This is a genomic window from Marinobacter sp. L-13 (assembly GCF_056857715.1).
This window is the reverse complement of the sequence record NZ_JBSXNQ010000062.1, coordinates 101,177-124,022: the sequence shown is the minus strand read 5'-3', so window position 1 is coordinate 124,022 and position 22,846 is coordinate 101,177. Positions and strand designations below refer to the sequence as shown.

The 22,846-nt window shown below is 57.9% G+C and carries 23 protein-coding genes, 1 rRNA gene and 1 other RNA gene; 22 read left to right on the top strand and 3 right to left on the bottom strand.

Annotated features, from left to right (window positions below; all coding sequences use genetic code 11):
- From rrf to AC13DD_RS15725, 13 genes are all read left to right on the top strand, one after another.
- Window positions 1-84, top strand: a 5S ribosomal RNA gene (gene rrf / locus AC13DD_RS15785); the annotation flags it as partial.
- 130 nt (window positions 85-214) lie between these two features.
- Complete coding sequence (locus AC13DD_RS15780; RefSeq protein ID WP_008176567.1) at window positions 215-1,765, top strand: 2-isopropylmalate synthase; 1,551 nt, start codon at window positions 215-217, stop codon at window positions 1,763-1,765.
- Window positions 1,766-1,801: 36 nt separating this feature from the next.
- On the top strand, window positions 1,802-2,614 hold the full coding sequence (locus AC13DD_RS15775) for a hypothetical protein (RefSeq protein ID WP_008176565.1): 813 nt from the start codon (window positions 1,802-1,804) through the stop codon (window positions 2,612-2,614).
- On the top strand, window positions 2,614-3,099 hold the full coding sequence (gene rimI, locus AC13DD_RS15770; protein WP_008176564.1) for a ribosomal protein S18-alanine N-acetyltransferase: 486 nt from the start codon (window positions 2,614-2,616) through the stop codon (window positions 3,097-3,099). Before AC13DD_RS15775 ends, rimI begins: the two co-directional genes overlap by 1 nt.
- A gap of 88 nt (window positions 3,100-3,187) precedes the next feature.
- Window positions 3,188-4,768: a peptide chain release factor 3 gene (prfC, locus tag AC13DD_RS15765; RefSeq protein WP_008176562.1), complete on the top strand. Its 1,581-nt coding sequence runs from the start codon at window positions 3,188-3,190 to the stop codon at window positions 4,766-4,768.
- Between the two features lie 21 nt (window positions 4,769-4,789).
- Entirely contained in the window at window positions 4,790-5,575 is a 786-nt protein-coding gene (locus tag AC13DD_RS15760) for a TatD family hydrolase (protein WP_008176559.1), read from the top strand.
- 193 nt (window positions 5,576-5,768) lie between these two features.
- The gene (gene rplM / locus AC13DD_RS15755; protein ID WP_008176556.1) at window positions 5,769-6,197 is read left to right on the top strand and encodes a 50S ribosomal protein L13; all 429 of its coding nucleotides are present in this window, start codon (window positions 5,769-5,771) and stop codon (window positions 6,195-6,197) included.
- A gap of 12 nt (window positions 6,198-6,209) precedes the next feature.
- Complete coding sequence (gene rpsI, locus AC13DD_RS15750) at window positions 6,210-6,602, top strand: 30S ribosomal protein S9 (RefSeq protein WP_482931422.1); 393 nt, start codon at window positions 6,210-6,212, stop codon at window positions 6,600-6,602.
- 243 nt (window positions 6,603-6,845) lie between these two features.
- On the top strand, window positions 6,846-7,439 hold the full coding sequence (petA, locus tag AC13DD_RS15745; protein WP_008176552.1) for a ubiquinol-cytochrome c reductase iron-sulfur subunit: 594 nt from the start codon (window positions 6,846-6,848) through the stop codon (window positions 7,437-7,439).
- A complete protein-coding gene (locus AC13DD_RS15740) occupies window positions 7,439-8,671 on the top strand; it encodes a cytochrome b (protein ID WP_474545750.1) in 1,233 nt (410 codons plus the stop codon). Before petA ends, AC13DD_RS15740 begins: the two co-directional genes overlap by 1 nt.
- A complete protein-coding gene (locus tag AC13DD_RS15735; RefSeq protein ID WP_014576090.1) occupies window positions 8,671-9,426 on the top strand; it encodes a cytochrome c1 in 756 nt (251 codons plus the stop codon). Before AC13DD_RS15740 ends, AC13DD_RS15735 begins: the two co-directional genes overlap by 1 nt.
- A 108-nt stretch (window positions 9,427-9,534) precedes the next feature.
- Window positions 9,535-10,164 carry a glutathione S-transferase N-terminal domain-containing protein gene (locus AC13DD_RS15730; protein WP_014576091.1) on the top strand — a complete coding sequence of 210 codons (630 nt, stop codon included), beginning with the start codon at window positions 9,535-9,537 and terminating at the stop codon, window positions 10,162-10,164.
- A gap of 59 nt (window positions 10,165-10,223) precedes the next feature.
- Window positions 10,224-10,640: a ClpXP protease specificity-enhancing factor gene (locus AC13DD_RS15725; protein ID WP_169702205.1), complete on the top strand. Its 417-nt coding sequence runs from the start codon at window positions 10,224-10,226 to the stop codon at window positions 10,638-10,640.
- A 44-nt stretch (window positions 10,641-10,684) separates the two neighbouring features.
- Here AC13DD_RS15725 and AC13DD_RS15720 read toward each other — a convergent pair whose 3' ends face one another.
- Genes AC13DD_RS15720 through AC13DD_RS15710 form a run of 3 tightly spaced genes read right to left on the bottom strand, consistent with a single transcriptional unit; the run spans window position 10,685 to window position 13,605 of the window.
- A complete protein-coding gene (locus AC13DD_RS15720; RefSeq protein WP_008176542.1) occupies window positions 10,685-11,275 on the bottom strand; it encodes a D-sedoheptulose-7-phosphate isomerase in 591 nt (196 codons plus the stop codon).
- Between the two features lie 11 nt (window positions 11,276-11,286).
- Complete coding sequence (locus AC13DD_RS15715) at window positions 11,287-11,652, bottom strand: YraN family protein (protein WP_104271799.1); 366 nt, start codon at window positions 11,650-11,652, stop codon at window positions 11,287-11,289.
- 24 nt (window positions 11,653-11,676) lie between these two features.
- Window positions 11,677-13,605 carry a penicillin-binding protein activator gene (locus tag AC13DD_RS15710; protein ID WP_482931421.1) on the bottom strand — a complete coding sequence of 643 codons (1,929 nt, stop codon included), beginning with the start codon at window positions 13,603-13,605 and terminating at the stop codon, window positions 11,677-11,679.
- Window positions 13,606-13,680: 75 nt separating this feature from the next.
- Here AC13DD_RS15710 and rsmI point away from each other — a divergent pair, with 75 nt between their 5' ends.
- The 9 genes from rsmI (at window position 13,681) to mraY (ending at window position 22,840) form a co-directional block, all read left to right on the top strand.
- Window positions 13,681-14,577: a 16S rRNA (cytidine(1402)-2'-O)-methyltransferase gene (gene rsmI, locus AC13DD_RS15705; protein WP_008176535.1), complete on the top strand. Its 897-nt coding sequence runs from the start codon at window positions 13,681-13,683 to the stop codon at window positions 14,575-14,577.
- Between the two features lie 53 nt (window positions 14,578-14,630).
- Window positions 14,631-14,980: RNase P RNA component class A (gene rnpB / locus AC13DD_RS15700), an RNA gene on the top strand.
- Between the two features lie 302 nt (window positions 14,981-15,282).
- Window positions 15,283-15,735, top strand: a complete 453-nt coding sequence (gene mraZ, locus AC13DD_RS15695) for a division/cell wall cluster transcriptional repressor MraZ (RefSeq protein ID WP_008176533.1) — start codon at window positions 15,283-15,285, stop codon at window positions 15,733-15,735.
- A complete protein-coding gene (rsmH, locus tag AC13DD_RS15690; protein WP_014576097.1) occupies window positions 15,732-16,715 on the top strand; it encodes a 16S rRNA (cytosine(1402)-N(4))-methyltransferase RsmH in 984 nt (327 codons plus the stop codon). Before mraZ ends, rsmH begins: the two co-directional genes overlap by 4 nt.
- Before the next feature lie 2 nt (window positions 16,716-16,717).
- On the top strand, window positions 16,718-17,122 hold the full coding sequence (gene ftsL, locus AC13DD_RS15685) for a cell division protein FtsL (protein ID WP_014576098.1): 405 nt from the start codon (window positions 16,718-16,720) through the stop codon (window positions 17,120-17,122).
- A 34-nt stretch (window positions 17,123-17,156) separates the two neighbouring features.
- Entirely contained in the window at window positions 17,157-18,896 is a 1,740-nt protein-coding gene (locus tag AC13DD_RS15680) for a peptidoglycan D,D-transpeptidase FtsI family protein (RefSeq protein ID WP_104271801.1), read from the top strand.
- 4 nt (window positions 18,897-18,900) lie between these two features.
- The gene (locus tag AC13DD_RS15675; RefSeq protein WP_482931420.1) at window positions 18,901-20,385 is read left to right on the top strand and encodes a UDP-N-acetylmuramoyl-L-alanyl-D-glutamate--2,6-diaminopimelate ligase; all 1,485 of its coding nucleotides are present in this window, start codon (window positions 18,901-18,903) and stop codon (window positions 20,383-20,385) included.
- Window positions 20,382-21,770: a UDP-N-acetylmuramoyl-tripeptide--D-alanyl-D-alanine ligase gene (locus AC13DD_RS15670; protein ID WP_104271803.1), complete on the top strand. Its 1,389-nt coding sequence runs from the start codon at window positions 20,382-20,384 to the stop codon at window positions 21,768-21,770. Before AC13DD_RS15675 ends, AC13DD_RS15670 begins: the two co-directional genes overlap by 4 nt.
- On the top strand, window positions 21,755-22,840 hold the full coding sequence (gene mraY, locus AC13DD_RS15665) for a phospho-N-acetylmuramoyl-pentapeptide-transferase (protein WP_008176520.1): 1,086 nt from the start codon (window positions 21,755-21,757) through the stop codon (window positions 22,838-22,840). The genes AC13DD_RS15670 and mraY overlap by 16 nt, the downstream gene beginning before the upstream one ends.
- The last annotated feature ends 6 nt before the right edge of the window (window positions 22,841-22,846 follow it).

Below are 22,846 nucleotides of genomic sequence, written 5' to 3'. Positions count from 1 at the left end.
ATCCCATCCCGAACTCAGAAGTGAAACAGACCAGCGCCGATGGTAGTGTGGCGTTGCCCATGTGAGAGTAGGTCATCGTCAGGCTCCTAATACCGAAAACCCCAGCATCCTCGATGCTGGGGTTTTTTATTGCCTGAAATTCACGGCCTCACTCACGGCAGGCCGGTGATATACTCTCCCCATAACGAACGACATCTCAGAATGGAGCCTGCCAATGCCTGCCACTGATCACCTGGTTATTTTCGATACAACGCTCCGTGATGGCGAGCAAAGCCCCGGTGCCACCATGAACAAAGCCGAGAAGCTCCGCATTGCGAAAGCGCTGGAAAAGCTCCGGGTGGATGTTATTGAGGCAGGATTCGCGATTGCCAGCCAGGGCGATTTCGAGGCGGTGAAAGCGATCGCCGAGTCCATCAAGGACTCAACGATCTGCAGTCTAGCCCGGGCGCTCGACAAGGATATCGATCGCGCGGCAGAAGCTATCCGGCCGGCACAGCGCGGGCGTATTCATACGTTTATAGCCACGTCGCCCATTCACATGAAGCACAAGCTGCAGATGCAGCCGGATGAGGTGATTGAGCAGGCGGTTCGCTCAGTGAAACGCGCGCGGAGTCATGTCGACGACGTCGAATTCTCCTGCGAGGACGCCGGACGTTCCGAACTGGACTTCCTCTGCCGGATCATCGAGGCCGCCATCGATGCCGGTGCCAGCACGATCAATATCCCGGATACGGTCGGTTATGCCATTCCCGAGCAGTTCGGTGAAACCATCCGTCAGTTGTTGAACCGGATTCCAAACGCGGACAAAGCTATTTTTTCAGTGCATTGCCACAACGACCTGGGTCTGGCTGTGTCGAACTCCCTGGCGGCGGTTTCCCAGGGAGCCCGTCAGGTAGAGTGCACCATCAATGGGCTGGGTGAGCGGGCCGGTAACGCGGCGCTCGAAGAAATTGTCATGGCGGTTCGTACCCGCCAGGATCTGTTCCATATCGATACCCGCATTGATGCCCAGCACATCGTGCCGGCGTCTCGTCTTGTTTCTACAATCACCGGTTTTCCGGTACAGCCCAACAAGGCTATCGTCGGCGCCAATGCCTTTGCCCATGAATCCGGGATACACCAGGATGGGGTTCTGAAGCACCGGGAGACTTATGAGATCATGCGGGCGCAGGACGTTGGTTGGCATACCAACAGCCTCGTCCTGGGCAAACACTCCGGTCGGAACGCCTTCCGTACCCGTTTGCTGGAGCTCGGAATTCAGTTTGAGACCGAGACGGAGCTGAATGAGGCCTTTACACGGTTCAAGGCGCTGGCAGATCTGAAACATGAGATTTTCGATGAGGATCTTCAGGCGATTGCCACCGATACCCGGCAGAAAGAGGAAGACGGCCGTTATGGCCTGGTCTGTATGCAGGTCTGCTCGGAGACCGGAGTCGTACCCAAAGCCAATCTCACGCTGAGCGTAGACGGCAAAGAGCACAAGGTTGAAGCCGAGGGCAGCGGGCCGGTCGATGCCACGTTCAAGGCAATCGAATCTCTGGTGGATTCCGGCTGCAATCTCCAGCTGTATTCCGTAAACAACATTACCAGCGGCACCGATGCCCAGGGCGAGGTGACGGTACGCCTGGAGCGCGGTGGCCGCATCGTTAACGGCGTGGGTGCTGATACTGATATCATCATCGCGTCCGCCAAGGCTTACATTGAGGCCCTGAACCTGATCAGCAAGGGCGGAATTCGACAGCATCCCCAGGTCGCGGATGTGTGAGAATGGTTATTCGGTGAGTCGCGACAGGCGAAGGTAATGGTTGGATCGGAAGCAGAGCGTCAGTTTTATCTGGGAGCAGCGGGGATACGCATGTGGTATGCCCGGCAACCGTTGCCCGGCGCGGCGCCAAGCCCGGATTTTGAGTTTCCCGAGGAGAGTCAGGTTCCGGAGCCAATGCCTGGAACTTCTGAAACCATACCCAGTCCGGTAAGAGATGCCGGTCGCCCTGCGCCGCGTAAACCGACGGGCCCAGATAGAACTGAAGGCGTGGCCCGAATAGCGGATCTTCAGGCCTTGATGGAAGGTGAGGCTGTCGCGCCAGGCAACGCCTCCCGACAGCCTCCCCAATCGCCTGCCGTGTCGGATGACGCTGCGAACTCTCCGGAGCCCGCAGCGCCAGAGGACATGTCAGAGCAGCCTGCCGGGATTCCCTCTGAAAACGTTAACGTCATGATCTGGGCGGGAACCAGGGCGGTACTGATCGGAGGTATGTCTGCGGATGCCAGCAGTCGACTGCAGGAAACCCTCGCACTGAATATTCTCAAGAGCCTTGGTGAGGAGCAGCCTCAAGTGCTCGGGCAAGTCTCCTGGCCTATCTTCAACAATCTGTTGGTGCCCGGGAACTCCGGCCATGACTTTGTTGAGGTGATGCGCAGTGTTCTGTCGGGCCTGGAACGTCAGCAGGTTGTCGTCTTGCAGGGTGGAGAGGATGCAGAAAAAAGCTGGCTGAGCGAAGCCCTTGGACACGACGCAGCAGTCCGGTTTCCGCACACCCTTGCTGAGATTGCCGGCAACCCGACATTGAAGCGCTCCCTGTGGCAACAGATACGGCCTCTGGTCGCCCGTTAATGCCTTATCCGGAAACCTACCAAAAAGTTCTTGATGCCGATCTTATTGTGCGCCCCCTGGTGCCCGAGGATGTCCCGGATGTGCTCGATATAGAGCGCCAGGGTTATTCGCACCCCTGGAGCGAATCGGTGTTTCTGGATTGTTTCAAGGACAACTACCGGCTCTGGGGTGCCTGCCATGGGGGCAAACTCACCGCGTACGCTGTCGTGGCCTACATGGTTGATGAAGCGCATTTGCTGAATATCTGCGTCCACCCGAGAGCCCGCGGTGAGGGGGTGGGGCGCTATCTTCTGAGGCATGTTCTGGCAACCGCAGCTCATGAAGGTATGGCTCAGCTGTTGCTCGAAGTAAGGGACAGCAATCATGCCGCTATCGCGTTGTACCAGAATGAAGGCTTTCACGAGATCGGCCAGCGCCCCGGGTATTATCCGTCTGCCAGTGGGCGGGAGGATGCCCGGGTCCTGATGCTTGCCCTCGGCCAGTGATCACTGCAGTGCGAGTTAGCGTCACAGCGGCATAGGGCCTATAATGGCCGCCTTTTCCAGAACTTCAGATTCAGGTTGCTTTTCGATTATGTCTAACCTTTCCCAGGAAGTGGCCAAGCGCCGCACCTTCGCCATTATCTCGCACCCGGATGCCGGTAAGACCACGATTACCGAGAAGGTGCTATTGTTCGGGCAGGCAATCCAGAAGGCCGGTACCGTCAAGGGAAAGAAGTCTGGCCAGCACGCCAAGTCCGACTGGATGGAAATGGAGAAAGAGCGGGGTATTTCGGTAACCACCTCCGTCATGCAGTTTCCTTATGGTGGCAAGCTGGTGAACCTGCTGGATACGCCGGGCCACGAAGACTTCTCGGAGGACACCTACCGCACGCTCACGGCGGTGGACTCCTGTCTGATGGTTATTGACAGCGCCAAGGGTGTCGAGGAACGGACCATCAAACTGATGGAGGTTACCCGGCTGCGGGATACGCCGATTATCACGTTCATGAACAAGCTGGATCGGGACACCCGGGATCCGGTGGAGCTGATGGACGAGGTTGAGGAAGTTCTGAAAATTGCCTGTGCACCGATCACCTGGCCCATCGGTATGGGCAAGAGCTTCAAAGGGGTTTATCACCTGCTTCGGGACGAGGTTATTCTGTATCAGTCCGGCCAGGGCCATATGATTCAGGACAAGCGCGTTATCTCGGGGCTGGACAATCCCGAGCTTGATCAGGCGATTGGCGCTTACGCCGGCGATCTGCGTGATGAAATTGAGCTGGTCAAAGGCGCGTCCCACGAGTTTGATCAAGAAGCTTTTCTTGCCGGTGAACTGACGCCAGTCTTCTTTGGTACCGCACTGGGTAACTTCGGCGTGGACCACATGCTCGATGGTCTGGTGGAGTGGGCCCCGGCGCCGCAACCGCGGGAAACCGACCAGAGACTGGTCCAGCCGGCCGAGGACGGGTTCTCGGGCTTCGTATTCAAGATTCAGGCAAATATGGATCCACAGCATCGTGACCGTGTTGCCTTCCTCCGCATTGTCTCCGGCAGTTACAACCAGGGTATGAAGGCTCGTCATGTCCGTATTGGCAAGGAAGTCCGGTTTTCCGACGCGCTGACGTTCATGGCCGGCGACCGCGAACACGCCGAGCAGGCGTTTGCCGGCGATATTATCGGCCTGCACAACCATGGCACCATTCAGTTGGGTGATACCTTTACTGCTGGCGACGACATGAAGTTCACCGGCATCCCCAACTTTGCGCCCGAATTGTTCCGCCGGATTCGCCTGAAGGATCCGCTCAAGGCCAAGCAGCTCCAGAAAGGGCTGATACAGCTGTCCGAAGAGGGTGCCGTCCAGGTGTTCAGGCCGCTTCGGAATAACGATCTCATCGTCGGGGCGGTCGGTGTGCTGCAGTTCGATGTGGTGGTCAGTCGCTTGAAAAGCGAATACAAGGTGGAGGCCATCTACGAGCCAATTAACGTAGCTACTGCGCGGTGGGTCACCTGCAGCGATGAGCGCAAACTTGATGAGTTCCAGCGCAAGAATAACGACAACCTGGCCCTCGATGGGAGTGACAGGCTGGCCTACATTGCTCCGACCATGGTCAACCTGAACCTGGCCCAGGAGCGGTATCCGGACATCCAGTTCCACAAGACCCGGGAGCATTAACGGTTCCGGGCGGAGGTGACTGTGCAGCTGATCGACGCCCATTGCCATTTCGATTTTCCCCAGTTCGATGGCCGCCGCGATAAAGAGCTTGAGCAGGGCCGATCGCGCGGACTCCGGGGGCTGGTGATACCCGGTGTCCGGCGAGCGGACTGGGACCGCGTCCGCGAGACAGCGCTGGCTCATGATGGTCTGTTTTACTGTCTCGGCATTCACCCCTGGTTTGTGGAAGAGCATTCTGAAGAAGATCTGACTCAGCTCCGCCGATTGCTGGAGGGTCGTCCCGACCGCTGTGTGGCAATCGGTGAATGCGGACTCGATCGAATCCGGGGAAGTCTCGAAGCGCAGTTGCCCTGGTTTGAAGCCCAGGTGGCGCTGGCTGACGAACTGAATTTGCCGCTGGTGATCCACTCCGTCAAGACCCATGACGAAGTTCACGGTGTGCTCAATCGTCGCCAGTGGCAGGGTCGAGCACTGATTCACGGATTCAGCGGAAGCTTCCAGCAGGCTGCAAAGCTGGTCGATCTTGGGTGCTTTATCGGGGTAGGGGGTGTGATCACCCATCCCAGGGCCCGAAAGACCCGCGACGCAGTCGCAAAATTGCCACTGGAGGCGCTGGTGCTTGAGACAGACGCCCCGGACATGGCGCCGGAAGGCGTGCCACAGGGAGAGAACTCCCCACGCTATCTGCCGGATATTCTGGACGCGCTCGCGGAGCTCCGTGGCACGTCGCCGGAGCATCTGGCGCCGGCGCTTCTGGATAACGTGTCGGGGCTGTACGGTTGGGCGACTGCCGGTATAGGGGAATAACGAAACGAATCGACACAGGGTTGGCTTTCCTGGGTGGTTCGAGTATACTTCGCGCCCTGGCTTTTCAAGGCGATGTCATTATCTCAGCCCCGAATGATGGCAACGCAACACAGGTATGGAACCCCCTCCGGATGCCTTGCATTTACCGGCGGTGGTTTTTAACGTTTCTTATATAGCGTTCAAGGCGGAATCAATGAAGACTCTGAGTGCGAAACCAGAAACAGTAAAACGTGACTGGTACGTTGTAGACGCAGCCGGCAAGACGCTGGGTCGTCTGTCAACCGAAATCGCCCTTCGTCTGCGGGGCAAGCATAAGCCTGAGTACACCCCCCACGTAGACACTGGCGATTACATTGTAGTGATCAACGCCAGCCAGGTGCGGGTTACCGGCAAGAAAGCATCTGACAAGATGTACTACAGTCATACCGGCTTTCCGGGTGGAATCAAATCCATCAACTTCGAGAAGCTGGTCGACAAGGCACCCGAGCAAATCATCCAGAAGTCTGTCAAAGGCATGCTTCCGAAGGGACCGCTCGGTCGCGCCATGTTCAAGAAGCTGAAAATCTATGCCGGCGCTGAGCACCCTCACGCAGCCCAGCAGCCCAAAGAACTCGACATTTAACGGAAGGCGGATATGTCTGTAGCACAAAATTACGGTACTGGTCGCCGCAAGACATCCACGGCTCGGGTTTTTATCAAGCCGGGAAGCGGTAACATCTCCATCAACGGTCGCACCATCGAAGATTTCTTCGGTCGCGAAACCCTGCGCATGATCGTTCGTCAGCCCCTCGTGGTTGCCGAGTCTACCGATCGTTTTGATATCAACATTACCGTTAAGGGTGGTGGTGTCAGTGGCCAGGCCGGCGCAATTCGCCACGGTCTGACCCGCGCTCTGATGGATTACGACGAAACTCTGCGCCCGGCGCTGCGTAAAGCGGGTTATGTTACCCGTGATGCACGTGAAGTTGAGCGTAAGAAAGTGGGTCTGCGCAAGGCGCGTAAGCGTCCTCAGTACTCCAAGCGTTAATTTCGCTGGAGCAGGATCCTGGAAAACCCGGCCCTTTTCGGTCGGGTTTTTTTATGTTCGAGTGATCTGTCAGCAAATTGATCTGGAGCAGGGGTGAGGCGCCAGCGGCGGCTTTCTGACTTGTAAGCCTCTGGTAATTTCATTACCATTTGGACGCTTATATTTTTGGGTTGTGAAGTCCTTTTGATGCGCATTGTCGGCTGTGTTGCGGGCGGTGGCATCGCCTGATGGGAGAAGACCATAATGAATAATGGCGACGTTAGCCAAGGCCGGCGCCGGTTTCTGATCGGTGCTACGTCTGTGGTGGGTGGAGTCGGCGTCGTCGGTGCGGCGGTTCCGTTCCTGGGGTCGTGGAACCCCAGTGCAAAAGCGGAAGCAGCCGGTGCACCGGTAACCGTCAATATCAGCAAGATTGAACCGGGTCAGCAGATCACCGTTGAATGGCGGGGTCAGCCGGTTTGGATCATTCGCCGTACCGACGAGATGAATGAGAACATCGAAAAGCTTAACGATCGGGTGAAAGATCCGAACTCGGAAGTGCCGCAACAACCTGAGTACATCGACGGCATACTCCGGTCGCTGAAGCCGGAATTTGCTGTGTTGGTCGGGCTGTGTACGCACCTCGGTTGTGTTCCGTCCTACCGGCCGGAAGTTGCACCGGCAGACCTGGGTGATGAGTGGCTGGGCGGTCTCTTCTGTCCTTGTCATGGTTCCCGCTACGACATGGCAGGAAGGGTATACGAGGCACAGCCAGCACCCACAAACCTTGTGGTTCCGCCGTACCGTTTCGACGATGATTCGACCCTCACGATTGGTCTTGATCCGGAGGCAGCGTAATGAGCAAATTACTTCACTGGGTGGACGAGCGCCTTCCGGTCATCGAAGCCTGGAACAAGCATCTGGGCAAGTACTATGCTCCGAAAAACTTCAACATCTGGTACTTCTTCGGATCACTGGCGATGCTGGTACTGGTTAACCAGCTGGTGACCGGTATCTGGCTCACTATGAGCTATAACCCGTCGGCGGAAGGCGCGTTTGCCTCCGTCGAATACATCATGCGTGATGTGGAATGGGGTTGGTTGCTCCGTTACCTGCACTCTAGTGGTGCTTCGGCATTCTTCGTAGTGGTGTATCTCCACATGTTCCGGGGGCTGATGTATGGCTCCTATCAAAAGCCGCGTGAGCTGATCTGGATCTTCGGTATGCTGATCTACCTGATCCTGATGGCTGAAGCGTTCATGGGCTATCTCCTGCCGTGGGGCCAGATGTCCTACTGGGGTGCGCAGGTTATCGTTAACCTGTTTGGTGCTATTCCGGTCATTGGTGAAGATCTGTCACTGTGGATTCGTGGCGATTACCTGATTTCCGGCATTACCCTGAACCGCTTCTTCGCATTGCATGTGGTGGCGCTGCCGATCGTTCTGCTTGGTCTGGTTGTGCTGCACATCCTTGCGCTGCACGAGGTTGGTTCCAACAACCCTGACGGTATTGATATCAAGAAAAACAAGGATGAAAACGGCATTCCGAAAGACGGCATCCCATTCCATCCTTACTACACTGTGCACGACCTGATGGGCGTCGGTGTTTTCTTCTTTATCTTCTTCATCGTGGTGTTCTTCTTCCCCGAAGGCGGTGGGCTGTTTATTGAAAAACCGAACTTCGAACCGGCAAACCCGCTGAAAACACCAAATCACATTGCACCGGTCTGGTACTTCACGCCTTTCTACGCAATGCTGCGTGCGGTAACCATTGACCTGTTCGGTCTGGATGCCAAGTTCTGGGGTGTTGTGGTGATGGGTGCGGCGATCGCTATCCTGTTCGTGCTGCCCTGGCTGGACAAGAGCCCGGTCCGTTCAATGCGCTACAAGGGTTGGTTGAGCCGTATTGCCCTGGCAGTTTTCGCGATCAGCTTTGTGGTGCTTGGCTACCTTGGCCTGGTGCCGGCAACTGAAGGTCGCACCATGGTTGCCCAGGTTCTGACGGTGGTGTACTTCCTCTACTTCATCCTTATGCCGATCTATACGCGTATGGAGAAAACCAAGCCAGTTCCAGAGAGGGTGACAGGATAATGAGAAAGCTGATTTTTGGTCTTTTCATCGCGGTCCTGCCAGCTCTCGGGCTGGCAGCGGGTTCAACCGTGCCGCTGGACAGCTTTGAGTCAGATCACTCTGACAAGGCATCTCTCCAGCGCGGAGCGGCAACCTTTACCAACTATTGCATGGGTTGTCATTCCATGGAGTACGCGCGCTACAAGCGTGTGGCTGAGGATCTCGAAATTCCCGATGAGCTGTATGAGGAAAACCTGATCTTCACCGGCGCCAAAATTGGCGAGCTGATGAAAAACTCCATGAACAAAGACATGGCGGCTGACTGGTTCGGTGCTCCGCCACCGGATCTTACGCTCGAAACCCGTCTGCGTGGCGAAGCGTGGGTATATTCCTACCTCCGCGGTTTCTACAAGGACGAGTCCCGTCCGCTGGGCGTCAATAACGTGGTATTCCCGAATGTCGGTATGCCCCATGTTCTGGTTGGTTTGCAGGGCCTCTGTGCCGTTGAACCGAAAATCGGAACGCCGGCCAGCGTTGAGCCGTTGAGTGGGAATATCAACAACGCGGATGCTTGCCCGGAGTACGCAATCGAAGGCAGCATGTCTGGAGCCGACTTCGACCAGGCGATGTACGACCTGACCAACTTCATGTCGTACATGGCGGATCCGGTCAAGCTCGAGCGTGAGCGTCTGGGGATCTTTGTTCTGATCTTTGTGGCCATCTTCTTCGTGTTCGCTTACCTGCTCAATCGTGAGTACTGGAAGGACGTACACTGAGAAATAGGGTATAATCCCGTCCCCTGAGTTCCAGCGGGCATAACCGGCCCGCTGGATTTTTGCGTTTTTTCAGGATCATTTCGGTTTGTTTACTCGTGAGGTAGTTCTATGGGCGTTGTGACCAAGCGGTCATCAATGACGTTTTTCTCGGATCCGGCCAGCCATTACAGCCACAGGGTGCGTATTGTGCTGGCAGAGAAGGGTGTTACCGTCGATATCGTTGATGTGGATCCGGATAACCCGCCGGCTGAACTGGCGGACCTGAACCCATACAACGCCCTGCCGACGCTGGTAGATCGTGATCTTGTGCTCTATGAGCCCAACATCATGATGGAATACCTCGACGAGCGTTTCCCGCATCCGCCTTTATTGCCGGTGTATCCTGTGGCGCGAGCCAACAGCCGTCTGATGATCCATCGGATCCAGAAAGACTGGTGTGGCCTGGTCGACCAGATTCTGGCTCAGCCGAATGCCAAGGCGTCAGACACAGCTCGCAAAGAGCTGAAGGAAAGTCTGTTGGCAACGGCGCCGCTGTTTGGTGAGATGCCGTTTTTCCTGTCTGAAGAGTTCACCATTGTGGACTGTTGCATTGCTCCCATCCTGTGGCGTCTTCCGTCGCTGGGTATTGAGCTGAATGAGAAGCAGGCCAAGCCGCTGCAGAAGTACATGGAGAGCATCTTCAGTCGGGATGGCTTCAAGGCAAGCCTGTCAGATCTGGAAGAAGACATTCGCAGCTGATTTGGTAACGTTCCGCTTGCCGGAGCAGGAGAGTGGCAGTGGCTGAGAGTAAAAACACCATGACGTCCAGCCGTCCGTACCTGGTACGAGCATTCAATGAGTGGATTCTGGACAATGACTGTACCCCCTACATTGTGGTGGACGCAGGCATTCAGGGTGTGCAGGTGCCGACAGAGCATGTCGCGAACGGGCAGATTGTGCTGAATATCAGCCCGGGCGCCGTGCGCGGCCTGGTCATCGGGAATGGAGCGCTGGAATTCAGTGCCCGTTTCGGTGGCGTGCCCATGCAGGTGTTTATTCCGTTGCAGGCGGTGATGGCAATCTACGCCAAGGAAAACGGCGAGGGCATGGTCTTCGGCAGTGAGCCGGGCTCTCCCGATCCTGACGGTACCTCGAAGGAGCGCGATGGTGAGCAGGCGTCACCTGGTCAGGAGGATCGCCCCTCTGGCAGGCCTACCCTCAAGGTTGTGAAATAACGCCAGCGCACTCGTTTTGAAAAGCCAGCTTACGCTGGCTTTTTTTATCCCCCGAAGATTTTTGCGTCGATAAGCCCGCAAAGGGCATTGATGATGAGCAGCAGCAGAGGTGTAGCCTCCGTGGGACTGAGATCGTTCAGGGCGATTTCGTGGTCCTCTGGATGCAACAAAGAGGTTATGTCCGATTTCTCCCTGGCACTAAGAACCACAACACTCATTTCCCGATCATGGGCAACCTGGATAGCCTGGATAAGATTTGCCTTGTGGCCATCGTCGACGATCACGAACAACAGATCCCCGGGTTTGCCAATCGCCCGGACCTGACGCGAGAAGGTATCGTTGAAACGGTTATCCCGGCAGATGGCCGAATAGGTCGTTGCGTCGGCGCCGAGATTGATGGCGGGCAGTGCCGGCCTGTCCTGTTCGAAACGGTTCAGAAGCGCGGTACAGAAGTACTGGGCCAGAATGTTGGCATTACCGTTGGCGCAGGTAACTATTTTCCCGTCCTGGAGCAGAGTTTCCACGAAGGCATTGGCAACCTCCTCGATAGCAGGGCCGGCCGTACTCGCGGCCTGCGCGGTATGCTCCATATGGCTTGCGAACCACTGGTTGATCTGGTGTTCGGTGTCGGTCATTTTCGGTATCACTATCCTGCCAGAATTGCATTCCTGATCCATTGTACCCGGTATTTTTTGACGGTACCCGGGCTGATGGCAACCACATCTATCCGTGAGAGACTGTTCCAGAGCCCGTGCCTGTGCAGGTAAAACGAGACTGCACGAATCAGGCGTTTCTGTTTGGGGTAATTGATGGAGCTTGCAGGATCTACAAGGCTGCCAGCGCCCCGATAGCGGACCTCGAAGAATACGAGAGTCTCACCTTCCTGTCCGACGAGATCAATCTCGCCGCCGCGATTGTAGACGTTGCGCCCAATAATCCGGACGCCCCGACTGGCGAGGTAACGGGCTGCAACGCCCTCGAAGTGGTTACCCAGGGTTTTGGTGCCATCCATGGCTACTGTTTTTCTCCGTTGGTGTTATTCGCTGAGAGGTGGGGCTTCCTCTTGAGCGCCTTCCATCTCTCCCTCTTCGGTTACCGGTTCAGGAATGAGTTCAGGGGCGCCGTTGCGGAACTGGGTCCAGAGTTGTTCCCGATGGATGCTGCCCTCGGGCGTCATGGTCAGCACACCTGTTTGGCCTGATATCGAGGCGCTTTCAACCTGTTTCAGCAACGGCAGGCGTTTGCTCAGGTGCCACGCATCGGCGCCCATGGCGAAAAGGCGCCCGGGCTGGCCACGGGTTCCGGACAGATTTTCGGTAGCTCGCGTACGCAGCTCATTGTCGTCGCCCAGTACCCAGGGAATATCAGTGAAAATAACGCCGTTCAGGTCACGGTCCCGTGAAGGTGCGGGTGTGCCCTCATAGATAATGGAAGGCGAGTACACAGGCAGGTCCCCGCCGAAATAGAAGGCGAAAAGCGGTTTGAACTGTCGGGCGACAGTGGGCTCTGCCACCATGACGATGGCGTCGGCATCCTGCCGGCGACGCGGCTCGAATTCGACATTCATGCCAATGGTGCGTTCAACCTGGATGGCCCGGTCGCGGGAAACGGTAATGCCCAGCAGGTCAGCCGTTACCGCCCTGAGGTTGTCTTCCCGATAGAAGCGCTCGATATCCAGGGCAACCCCTTCATGGGACGCCATGCGTTTCAGCAACGCAGCCTCAACGCGATCGCCCCATTCGCCGCCGGGGATAAGCACCAGAACCTGCCGCAGCTGTTCTGCGGCAAGCCGGTCGGCAATTTGCCGGGCCTCGTCCTCTGCCGAGAGACCGAACTGGTAGAGTCCGTCAGCAGGCTTGGTATCCGCCGGCAGGTAATTCAGCCCGAGAGCGGGTACGGGCAGCGTATTCATGGAACCCAGTCCGGCCAGTGCCTCTTTTTCCAGGGGGCCGACAATCAGGTCGATATCCTGTTCCGATAGCTGCTTGTAAAGTTCGCTGAAAGACGTGCCGGCGGTATCAAAGATCCGAATGTCGGTTTTGCCCCGGTCAGCAGTGTCATCCAGGTAGTACGCTGCCAGAAAGCCATCCCGGATGGCCTTGCCCGCCGTTGCCAGCGGGCCCTGGAGAGGCAGGGCAAGAGCGATTTTTTCCGGACGGCTGTCCGCCAGTGTGGCGATCAGTTGGAGTTCCGAGGGCAGAATCTGGGCGGCAGGATGGCCGGGCCAGTTGTTTTGCCAACCCCGGATGAGTCGGCCCTGCTCGTCTATGCCGGTTTCTGCAGTGCGCACCAGGTTTGCCAGCTCCAGCCAGCCCTGGGCCTCATAGCCAATCGCTTCGGCAGAGGCCGAGCTCAGCTCGGTGCCCGGTACCTTCTCCAGCAGGGACCAGATGCGGTTATGAATCTGTTGCGCATCCGCGGTGTTATCCGTCTGGGCCAGCAGGATAAGGGTCATGGCCGCAGGCATCGGCTTGCCCGCCAGGTCATAAGTGTCCGCCTGCAGGTTGGCGGCCCGGGCCATCAGGTCGGCCGGGTACTCTATAAAGGTCGACGGCGTGAGTTCGGCGGCAAGCGCCTCTGCCCAGGATTCGTCCTCAAGGGCCTTGGCGCTTGCCATGGCTAGCAGGAGTTTCTGGTTGCCAAGGTCCGCAGCCGGTTGCGCCAGCTGCGAACTTTGAAGTAGCGTTCGTGCTGCCACGTGGTTGCCCTGGTCCTGAAACCTGCTGGCGATCCGGAGGAGGTAGGCCTGGGCGGTCTCGATATTATCTTCGTTGCCGGCAAGCTCGAGGGCCTGGTCGGCCGTTTGCGCGACGTGGGTTTCGAGATTGACGGTGGCGCAGCCCGCCGACAAAAGGGCGGCAGTAAATACGCTGGCCAGGGCTCGTTGATGAATACGGATATTTAACATGGCAGGCTCGACATACTCCGGATGATTGGGCTTGTAGCGCCAGACTAACGCTGGCAAGTTTAACAGCTCCGGGGTTAATTCACATGACGTAACTGTCACGCTCCCGGATACCCCATCACAGAGGCACACGCTTTGAAAAACGAGGTCAGCGATTACCCGTCGTCCGATAGCCGCAGGGATGAACCGGGCGGCACTCTTTATGTTGTTGCCACCCCGATTGGCAACCTTGATGATCTATCTCCAAGAGCAACCCGGACCCTCGCCCACGTGGATGTGGTCGCGGCAGAGGATACGCGCCACAGTGGCCGGCTATTGAGCCATCTGGGCATTCAGAAGCGAATGATCGCATTGCATGACCATAACGAAAAAGATCGCGCAGCCGGAATCCTCGCTGAGCTTAAGGCCGGGCGCGATGTGGCGCTGATCTCCGACGCCGGTACACCGCTTATCTCCGATCCCGGATACGTGCTGGTGCGCGACGCCAGGGCTGCGGGGTATCGGGTGAGCCCGATTCCGGGGCCCTGTGCACTGGTAGTGGCTCTGAGCGCGGCCGGCCTGCCGACGGATCGCTTTCTGTACGTGGGATTTCTGCCTGCCAAGCGCTCGGGTCGCAGGGCCAGTCTTGAGCCGCTGGCCAGTGAGCCGGCCACTCTGGTGTTCTATGAATCGCCGCACAGGATTCTGGAGTCGGTACGGGATATTGCCGAGGTGCTGGGCGAGGATCGTGAGATGGTTCTGGGGCGGGAAATCACCAAGACCTTCGAAACCTTCTATTCCGGTTCGATTGCGGAGGTTCTGGCAGAGTTGGAGCAGGATCCCCACGGAACCCGTGGGGAGTTCGTGGTCATGGTTCGAGGTGCGATGGCGCAACCTGGTAATGATGACGCGGCTACCATGGATGTGGACCGTGTGCTTCGGGTTTTGCTGGCAGAGCTTCCGGTGAAGAAGGTCGCCAAAATGGCCTCGGAGCTGACCGGTCTGTCGAAGAATGAGCTGTACCAGCGCGCACTGGCGCTGAAAGACAGCTGAGTACAGTGGCGTTTTCCCTTGCAAGGCTCTGAGCGCAGGAGTATTGTCTCGCCCGAGCTCGCCAGACAGTCGCCGCCGGTTTTCCGGGGGAGGAAAGTCCGGGCTCCACAGGGCAAGGTGCCAGGTAACGCCTGGGCGGCGCGAGCCGACGGAAAGTGCAACAGAAAGTATACCGCCTAAGCGCCCTCGGGCGCCGGTAAGGGTGAAACGGTGCGGTAAGAGCGCACCGCGTGGCTGGCAACAGTCCACGGCGATGGTAAACCCCACCTGGAGCAAGACCAAATAGGAATCCAATGGCGTGGCCCGCGCTGGATTCGGGTAGGTTGCTTGAGGTCTGTGGTGACGCAGACCCTAGATGAATGACTGTCCAAGACAGAACCCGGCTTATCGGCGAGCTCGCTCTTTTCCCTTCCTGTGACATTCGTCATTCTCAACAGATGTCCTTTATAGCCAAAAAATCTTAAACCTCACTTGCAGTCTTCAGACTTTTTTGCAGGTATTTGATTTTACTTCTTTTCTTTTCCGTAATCTCACCATTTCATCGAATCCGCCTCCGTAACCTCTTGTCATAAAAGGAACTTTTGCAAGTGTGGCGCTGTTTGCGGCGCTTGCATTGTGTATTGCGTGTTTCTATAGTGTGCAGAAGTGGGAAAAAGTGGTTTCTAGTGGTTTTTTGTGGATATCGGGCACCCAGAGACAGCGTAAATGAGTAATTTTCTCGGCAGTCATGCCATCAATATGGATGCGAAGGGTCGCCTGGCGATCCCCTCCAAGGTACGCGAAGAGCTCGCGCAGGCCTGTGGTGGGCGCATTGTATTGACAGCAAACGCTGACGAGGAGCGGTGTCTGCTGGTCTATCCGGAGCCCGAATGGGAAGTTCTACGTCCTAAAATCGAGGCGCTTCCCAACATGAATAAGGCGGCCCGGCGGCTGCAGCGCCTGATCCTGGGTAATGCTGCGCCCATGGAGCTGGATTCGGCCGGGCGCATTCTGATTCCGCCAACCCTTAGAAGCTATGCCCATCTGGAGAAAAAGCTGATGTTGATCGGGCAAGGCAAGAAGCTAGAGCTCTGGAGTGAAGAGCGCTGGTTTGCCTGGCTGGATGAATCCTCTGATGACGAAGACATGCCGCCCGAGATGGAGGCGCTGTCCTTATGACCACCGATCGCAACCAGGAGGCCGGGGCAGCGTACTCGCATCGCTCGGTGCTCCTGGATTCGGCGGTCGACTATCTGGTCAACGACCCCGACGGTTATTACGTGGATGGCACCTTTGGGCGGGGTGGTCACAGCCGCCTGATTCTCGGTCGCCTCGGCCCGTCGGCGCGGTTGCTGGGTATCGACAAGGATCCCGAGGCGATACGCGCGGCGAAGGAATTGGAAGCCCAGGATAACCGGTTCCACAGTTTCCACGGTTCGTTTGCGGAGCTGGGCGCTGCGGTGGTCGGTCAGGGTTGGCAGACAGTGAATGGTGTGTTGCTGGATCTCGGCGTGTCATCGCCGCAGCTTGATGATGCCTCCCGTGGATTCAGTTTCATGCGTGATGGTCCACTGGACATGCGCATGAATACCGAACAATCGCCCAGCGCCGCCGAATGGCTTGCAACAGCGGACGAGTCGGATATCGCAAACGTGATTTTCCGTTACGGCGAAGAGAAATTCTCGCGGCGCATTGCCCGGCTACTGGTCGAGCGTCGGCAGGAAGCGCCCGTCGAAACCACTCGCCAGTTGGCAGAGTTGGTCAGCGAGGCGGTCCCGAAAAAGGAAAAGCACAAGCATCCGGCTACCCGGACCTTCCAGGCAATCCGGATTTTTATCAACCGGGAGCTGGAAGATCTCGAAGTGGGTCTTCAGTCTGCTGTTGACCACCTCGCTCCTGGAGGGCGTCTGGTGGTCATCAGTTTTCATTCGCTGGAAGACCGGTTGGTCAAGCGGTTCATGAGGGATCTGGCGCGCGGGCCACAGCTGCCCAAAGGGGTGCCCGTAACCGCGGAACAGGAAGCCTCGGATTTCCGGCTCGTTGGCAAAGCCAGCAAGGCCGGCGCCGAAGAAGTAAGTGACAACGTACGTGCCCGCAGCGCAGTCATGCGGGTGCTCGAACGCACCGATATCAGGAAAAACTCGCAGGGGAGCGCGTAACCATGGGCGCTGTTGCCATTGAAGAGCCGGTAAAAACGGCGAAGCTCAACAAGCAGAAGGTCCGGGACGGTGTTGCAACCGCGGTCCGTATCTCAAGGCAGGTTTTCGCTGCCACGAAGCAGGGCAAGGTGCTTGTCTCGCTTGGTCTGGTCGCCGTGTTGCTGGCTTCCTCTATTGGCGTGGTGGTCAGTGCCCACGAGAACCGGGAGCTTTTCAACACGCTGTCGCAACTTCAGTCCGAGCGCGACCGTTATCAGAGCGAATGGAGCCAGCTTCTGCTCGAGCAGAGTGCGTTAAGCGCTCATGGCCGGGTCGAAAAGCTGGCGGCTGAGCGTTTCGGCATGGTGGTGCCGGGACGTCAGGATATTGTGCTGGTGCCACTGATGTCGCCGGTTACCAGCCGGTAATCAACGAGAACAACAACGATTCAGGGTGATCGACGTGTCCGATCAGGGAAAGAAGACAACATGGGGGCAGCGTTTGGCGTCCGGGCTGGCAGCCTGGCGCTTTGGCTCCGTCGTGGGCGTCTTTCTCCTGGTGGTGGGTGTGCTTGGCTGGCGCCTGGTCGATCTCCATGTCGTAGATAATGATTTCCTGCGCAAGCAGGGTGATGTCCGTACGATCCGGGTTGAGAGTATTGATGCTCATCGTGGTGTTGTCACCGATCGTTATGACGAGCCTCTGGCCGTCAGCACGCCAGTGCAGACCATCTGGGCGAATCCTTCTGAAGCCAATCCCTCCGAGGCGCGACTCACCAACCTTGCGCGGCTGCTCGATATCAATGAAGCCTCTCTTCGGCAGCGTCTCGAAGAATACTCCGGGCGGGAATTCATCTATCTGCGCCGCAAGGTTCAGCCGGATCTGGCCAGAAAGGTTCTCGAATTGGAGATTGACGGGATATACACCCGTCAGGAGTACCGTCGCTATTACCCCGCCGGCGAAGTGACTGCTCACGTTGTGGGCTTCACCGACATCGACGAACGCGGGCAGGAAGGGATCGAGCTCGCCTACAACCAGTGGCTGTCCGGTGAAACCGGCCGGAAGCGGGTCCTGAAAGACAACCGCGGCCGGGTTATCAAGGATCTGACCCTGATTCGCGATGCCAGCCCCGGCCAGAACCTCGCCCTCAGCATCGACCTGCGCCTCCAGTACCTGGCCTATCGGGAACTCAAGGCTGTGGTGGCGGCTCATAATGCCAGAGGGGGTACGCTGGTCATGCTCGACGTTGATACCGGTGAGGTCCTGGCGATGGTCAACCAGGGGTCCTATAACCCCAATGACCGCAGTCAGCTCGCAGCGGAAAATCTTCGAAACAAGGCTATCACCGACCTGTTCGAGCCAGGCTCAACCATGAAGCCGATCACCATGGCGGCGGCGCTGGAATCCGGCAGCTACTCGGTTAACAGCACCATTGATACCAACCCGGGTTTTCGCCGTTTCGGTCGTTTCACCATCCGGGATCATCGCAACTATGGCGTCATGGATATGACCGAGATCATCGTCAAGTCCAGCAACGTCGGAATCAGCCGGATTGCTACCGACCTTGGCGGCGATGTGATTCGTGATCTCTACGCCCGTCTGGGGCTTGGCCAGCCAACGGGGATCGGTTTTCCCGGCGAAGCCGTGGGTGTATTGCCATCGCCGCCCAAGTGGCGCCCCGTGGAAGAGGCGACACTGTCCTACGGATACGGTATGAGCGTGAACGCTCTTCAACTGGCCCAGGCCTATATGGTGATCGCCAATGGTGGCGTGCGCTATCCCCTGAGCCTGGTCCGGCAGAACAAGAAGCCGGAGGGGCAGCGAGTGCTCTCGGAGCAGGTCACCCTCCAGGTTCGCAATATGCTGCGCGAGGCCGTTTCAAGGGGTACCGGTAAGCGGGCACAGCCTGGATTCTACTCGGCCGGCGGCAAGACCGGGACTGTTCATCTTGTTGGGGCCCAGGGTTACGAGGATAGCCAGTACAAGGCGATTTTTGCCGGTATGGCGCCTATTGATAACCCCAGGCTGGTTACGGTTGTGGCCGTTGATGCGCCGCAGTCCGGAGAATACTACGGTGGTGAAGTGGCCGCGCCAGTATTCTCACGGGTAATGAGTGACGCACTGCGACTGTTGAATGTGAAGCCTGAACTGGAAGTGGGAGAGGCCGAAATGGCTGCTTCTGCATCCGGAGAGCGAGGGTAGGCCTATGTGCATCACATCTCTCAGCACGTTATTGCAGGGTATCGTAGCGGTTCCGTCGGTGTTCGACGTGACCATCCACGGACTGAAAACCGACAGTCGGGAAGTCGCCTCCGGCGATGCCTTTATCGCCCTCTCGGGCGCCCGAACGCCGGCTGACTTCTATGTCGATAAGGCCATTGCAGCGGGCGCAACGGTCATCCTCCTGGAAGCGCAGCAGGCGGGAGAGTGCACCGAACACCACGGTGCCTTGATCGTACCTGTCGCTGGCCTACGCAGTCTGGTGGGGCGAATCGCTGATCGCTTTTTCGAGCATCCGTCGCAACGACTTCGCCTGATTGGCGTGACCGGAACCAATGGCAAGACGTCGGTCTGCCAGTATGTCGCACAGCTGCTCAAGGAAACGGGAACGCCCTGCGGCATCCTCGGCACCCTGGGCTATGGCATGCCCGGCGCCCTGCAGCCTGCGACGCATACGACACCGGATGCGGTTCAGGTTAACCGGGTGCTGTCCCGGATCGTGAAACAGGAAGGTCGGGCAGCCGTGATGGAGGTGTCCTCCCATGCCCTTGATCAGGGCCGCGTGGATAACCTCTCGATGACCGGCGCTGTATTCACGAATCTGACCCGGGATCATCTGGATTATCACGGTTCCATGGAAGCCTATGGTGCCGCCAAGGCGCAGCTTTTCCAGCGTGAAGAGCTGCATTTTTCGGTAATCAACTTTGACGATCCATTTGGTCGACAGCTCTTCGAACAGCTGGACGGCAAATGTGATCGCGTGCGCTACAGCCTGCACGAGGCCCAGACCGAGCTCTGGTTACGGGAATTCCGACCAACCGACGAAGGCTTTGAAGCTGAGGTCGATGGCGAGTGGAGCCGGTTTGTTGTCTCGGTTCCGCTGATGGGAAGTTTCAACGCGAGCAATGTGTTGGCGGCTATGGCAACGGTTCTGACGCTTGGCGTGCCGATCGAGCGCGTGCAGCAGGCTGTGGGTCGGCTCACACAGCCACCGGGCAGGCTGGAGCGGTTTGTGGGTGCTAATGGTGTCAGGGTGGTGGTCGATTACGCCCACACCCCGGATGCCCTCGCCAATGCTCTGACAGCACTGCGTCCGCACGTTACCGGTGAACTGGTGTGCGTGTTTGGTTGCGGCGGTGACCGTGATGCCGGTAAACGTCCGGAAATGGCCCGGGAAGCCGAGAGGCTTGCAGATCGGGTGGTCGTTACTGATGACAATCCCCGCAGTGAGGACCCCGAAACAATTGCGCGGCACATCCTCGCCGGTTTCACGGACGCTGCCCGGGTCTCTGTTATCCATGACCGGGCCGAGGCCATTCAGTCGACGATCCGCTCGGCCACGCCAAACGACGTAGTTCTGATCGCAGGGAAAGGCCACGAGGCTTATCAGGAAATCGCCGGCCAGAAATACCCGTTCAGTGATGCGGAGCAGGTTCGCCACGTCTTGAAACTCAATGGGGGTGTGGCATGATGCGCGCCTTTTCGCTGGCGGAAGCCAAGGGTTGGCTGGGCGCCCAGTGCGCTTCGGGCGACCTTGCGTCGGTGAGCTTCGCCGGGGTTTCCACTGATACCCGCACCCTCGAGCCTGGCCAGCTGTTTGTGGCCCTGCGCGGCGAAAATTTCGATGGCCACCGTTTCCTGCAACAGGCCATGGATAAAGGCGCAGTTGGCCTGGTGGTCGATACGTCTGATACCAACCTGGCTCTGCCTCAGTTGGTAGTGAATGACACACTGGAGGCCCTTGCCCGGCTAGCGGCCGCCAACCGTGAAGAAAGCACAGCGGCCATCCTCGCGATCACTGGCAGCAGCGGCAAGACCACCGTCAAGGAAATGTGCGCCGCCATTCTGTCGCAGATGGGCAAGACGCTGTCAACGAAAGGCAACCTGAACAATCACATCGGCGTTCCGCTTACGCTGTTCGGCCTTTCTCCGGAACACCAGTACGGCGTGATTGAACTGGGTGCCAGTGGGCTGGGTGAAATTGCCCATACCGTCGCCCTGGCAAAGCCCCGCGTTGCCATTCTCACCAATGCTGGCGAGGCCCATCTGGAAGGGTTTGGCAGCTACGAGAACATTGTCCTGGCCAAGGGCGAAATCATTGACGGCGTCGCGTCAGACGGGCTGATGGTGCTCAACGGTGACGATCCGGCCTTCGCGCAGTGGCGCACCCGAGCCGGGGCCCGCCGCGTCGCAGGTGTCAGCCGTCTCGGCGCCGAGGCGGATTATCACGCAGTCATTGAGGGCCAGGACGCCGGAACCAGAACCTTTCAGGTCAGCGGCCCGAACGGCTGGCTATGCAGGGTCACGCTGGGCCTGGAGGGCGATCACAACATCACCAACATGCTGCTTGCCATCGCGGCAACCCGTGAGTTGGGTGCCAGTGATCAGGCGATTGTTGCAGGGCTGGCCAGTGTTGCGCCGGTGAAAGGGCGGCTTCAGGTCTTGGAGTTGTCGCCGGAAATGACGCTGATTGACGACAGTTACAACGCCAACCCGTCGTCCATGAAAGCCGCGCTCGGCGTGCTGGCCGGCCGTGCAGGTCAGAAGATTGCTGTACTCGGTGCCATGGCAGAGCTTGGCGCCAAGGCAAATGCGTTGCACAGGGAAGTTGGAGTGTGCGCCCGGGAGCATGGTATCGATCGACTGATTACCGTGGGGCCGGGTTGTGAAGGTTATGCCGACGGGTTTGGCGAGTCCACGGAACTCGGGCTGAGCCATGAGCAGGCCGTTGAATCGGCGATTGGGGATAAAAACACACCATTGACAGTGCTGGTCAAGGGTTCTCGCAGTTCCGCCATGGAGCGTGTGGTGGAGGGAATTAAAGAAAAGGTGAATAACTCATGCTGCTCTGGCTGACAGAGGTCCTATCACAGTATTTCTCCGCACTGACGGTGTTTCAGTACCTGACCCTGCGTGGAATTCTGGGCACACTCACCGCGCTGCTGATTTCGCTGATCATCGGCCCCGTGATGATCCGCAAGCTGAGCCAGTACCAGATTGGTCAGGCGGTGAGAGATGACGGTCCGCAAACCCATCTCAGCAAAGCTGGCACCCCGACTATGGGTGGCGCACTGATCCTGGTGGCCATTGGCATCAGTACGCTGCTCTGGGCGGATCTTGGTAACCGCTACGTCTGGGTCACCCTGCTGGTGACGCTCCTGTTCGGCGCAATCGGTTGGGTTGATGACTATCGCAAAGTCGTGGAACGTAACCCGCGGGGCCTGCCGGCCCGCTGGAAGTATTTTTGGCAGTCGGTTATCGGCGCTACGGCGGCTGTAGTGTTGTTCTTCAGTTCCGCCTTGCCCCAGGAGACGTCTCTGTATGTGCCCTTTGTAAAGCAGGTATCCCTCACCCTTGGCCCGGTGCTGTTCATTCTGCTCACCTATTTCGTGATCGTTGGCAGCAGCAACGCCGTCAACCTGACCGACGGCCTGGATGGTCTGGCAATCATGCCAACGGTGATGGTCGCCGGAGCGCTTGGTATCTTCGCTTACCTGTCCGGCCACGCCCAGTTCGCCAATTACCTGTTGATCCCGCATCTCCCGGGCACCGGGGAGCTTATCGTATTCTGCGGCGCACTCGTTGGCGCCGGGCTTGGTTTCCTCTGGTTCAACACCTACCCGGCTCAGGTTTTCATGGGGGATGTGGGCGCCTTGGCCCTCGGTGCCGCCCTGGGTGTGGTCGCGGTGATTGTTCGCCAGGAAATAGTGCTGTTCATCATGGGCGGTGTGTTCGTGATGGAAACCGTGTCGGTGATCCTGCAGGTAGCGTCCTTCCGTCTGACCGGGCGGCGGATATTCCGCATGGCGCCGCTGCATCACCACTTTGAACTGAAAGGCTGGCCGGAGCCACGAGTGATTGTCCGGTTCTGGGTTATCACGGTCGTTCTGGTCCTGATTGGCATTGCCAGTCTGAAACTGAGATAGGAAAGC

Coding starts and splice junctions, on each gene's coding strand:
- AC13DD_RS15715 (WP_104271799.1), bottom strand. CDS start 11,652: ATGGATGGCACCAAAACCCTGGGTAACCACTTCGAGGGCGTTGCAGCC.
- AC13DD_RS15670 (WP_104271803.1), top strand. CDS start 20,382: ATGATGCGCGCCTTTTCGCTGGCGGAAGCCAAGGGTTGGCTGGGCGCC.
- AC13DD_RS15725 (WP_169702205.1), top strand. CDS start 10,224: ATGACGTCCAGCCGTCCGTACCTGGTACGAGCATTCAATGAGTGGATT.
- rsmH (WP_014576097.1), top strand. CDS start 15,732: ATGACCACCGATCGCAACCAGGAGGCCGGGGCAGCGTACTCGCATCGC.
- AC13DD_RS15735 (WP_014576090.1), top strand. CDS start 8,671: ATGAGAAAGCTGATTTTTGGTCTTTTCATCGCGGTCCTGCCAGCTCTC.
- AC13DD_RS15675 (WP_482931420.1), top strand. CDS start 18,901: ATGTGCATCACATCTCTCAGCACGTTATTGCAGGGTATCGTAGCGGTT.
- mraZ (WP_008176533.1), top strand. CDS start 15,283: ATGAGTAATTTTCTCGGCAGTCATGCCATCAATATGGATGCGAAGGGT.
- prfC (WP_008176562.1), top strand. CDS start 3,188: ATGTCTAACCTTTCCCAGGAAGTGGCCAAGCGCCGCACCTTCGCCATT.
- rimI (WP_008176564.1), top strand. CDS start 2,614: ATGCCTTATCCGGAAACCTACCAAAAAGTTCTTGATGCCGATCTTATT.
- ftsL (WP_014576098.1), top strand. CDS start 16,718: ATGGGCGCTGTTGCCATTGAAGAGCCGGTAAAAACGGCGAAGCTCAAC.
- AC13DD_RS15740 (WP_474545750.1), top strand. CDS start 7,439: ATGAGCAAATTACTTCACTGGGTGGACGAGCGCCTTCCGGTCATCGAA.
- AC13DD_RS15720 (WP_008176542.1), bottom strand. CDS start 11,275: ATGACCGACACCGAACACCAGATCAACCAGTGGTTCGCAAGCCATATG.
- rplM (WP_008176556.1), top strand. CDS start 5,769: ATGAAGACTCTGAGTGCGAAACCAGAAACAGTAAAACGTGACTGGTAC.
- AC13DD_RS15730 (WP_014576091.1), top strand. CDS start 9,535: ATGGGCGTTGTGACCAAGCGGTCATCAATGACGTTTTTCTCGGATCCG.
- AC13DD_RS15780 (WP_008176567.1), top strand. CDS start 215: ATGCCTGCCACTGATCACCTGGTTATTTTCGATACAACGCTCCGTGAT.
- petA (WP_008176552.1), top strand. CDS start 6,846: ATGAATAATGGCGACGTTAGCCAAGGCCGGCGCCGGTTTCTGATCGGT.
- rpsI (WP_482931422.1), top strand. CDS start 6,210: ATGTCTGTAGCACAAAATTACGGTACTGGTCGCCGCAAGACATCCACG.
- mraY (WP_008176520.1), top strand. CDS start 21,755: ATGCTGCTCTGGCTGACAGAGGTCCTATCACAGTATTTCTCCGCACTG.
- AC13DD_RS15775 (WP_008176565.1), top strand. CDS start 1,802: ATGGTTGGATCGGAAGCAGAGCGTCAGTTTTATCTGGGAGCAGCGGGG.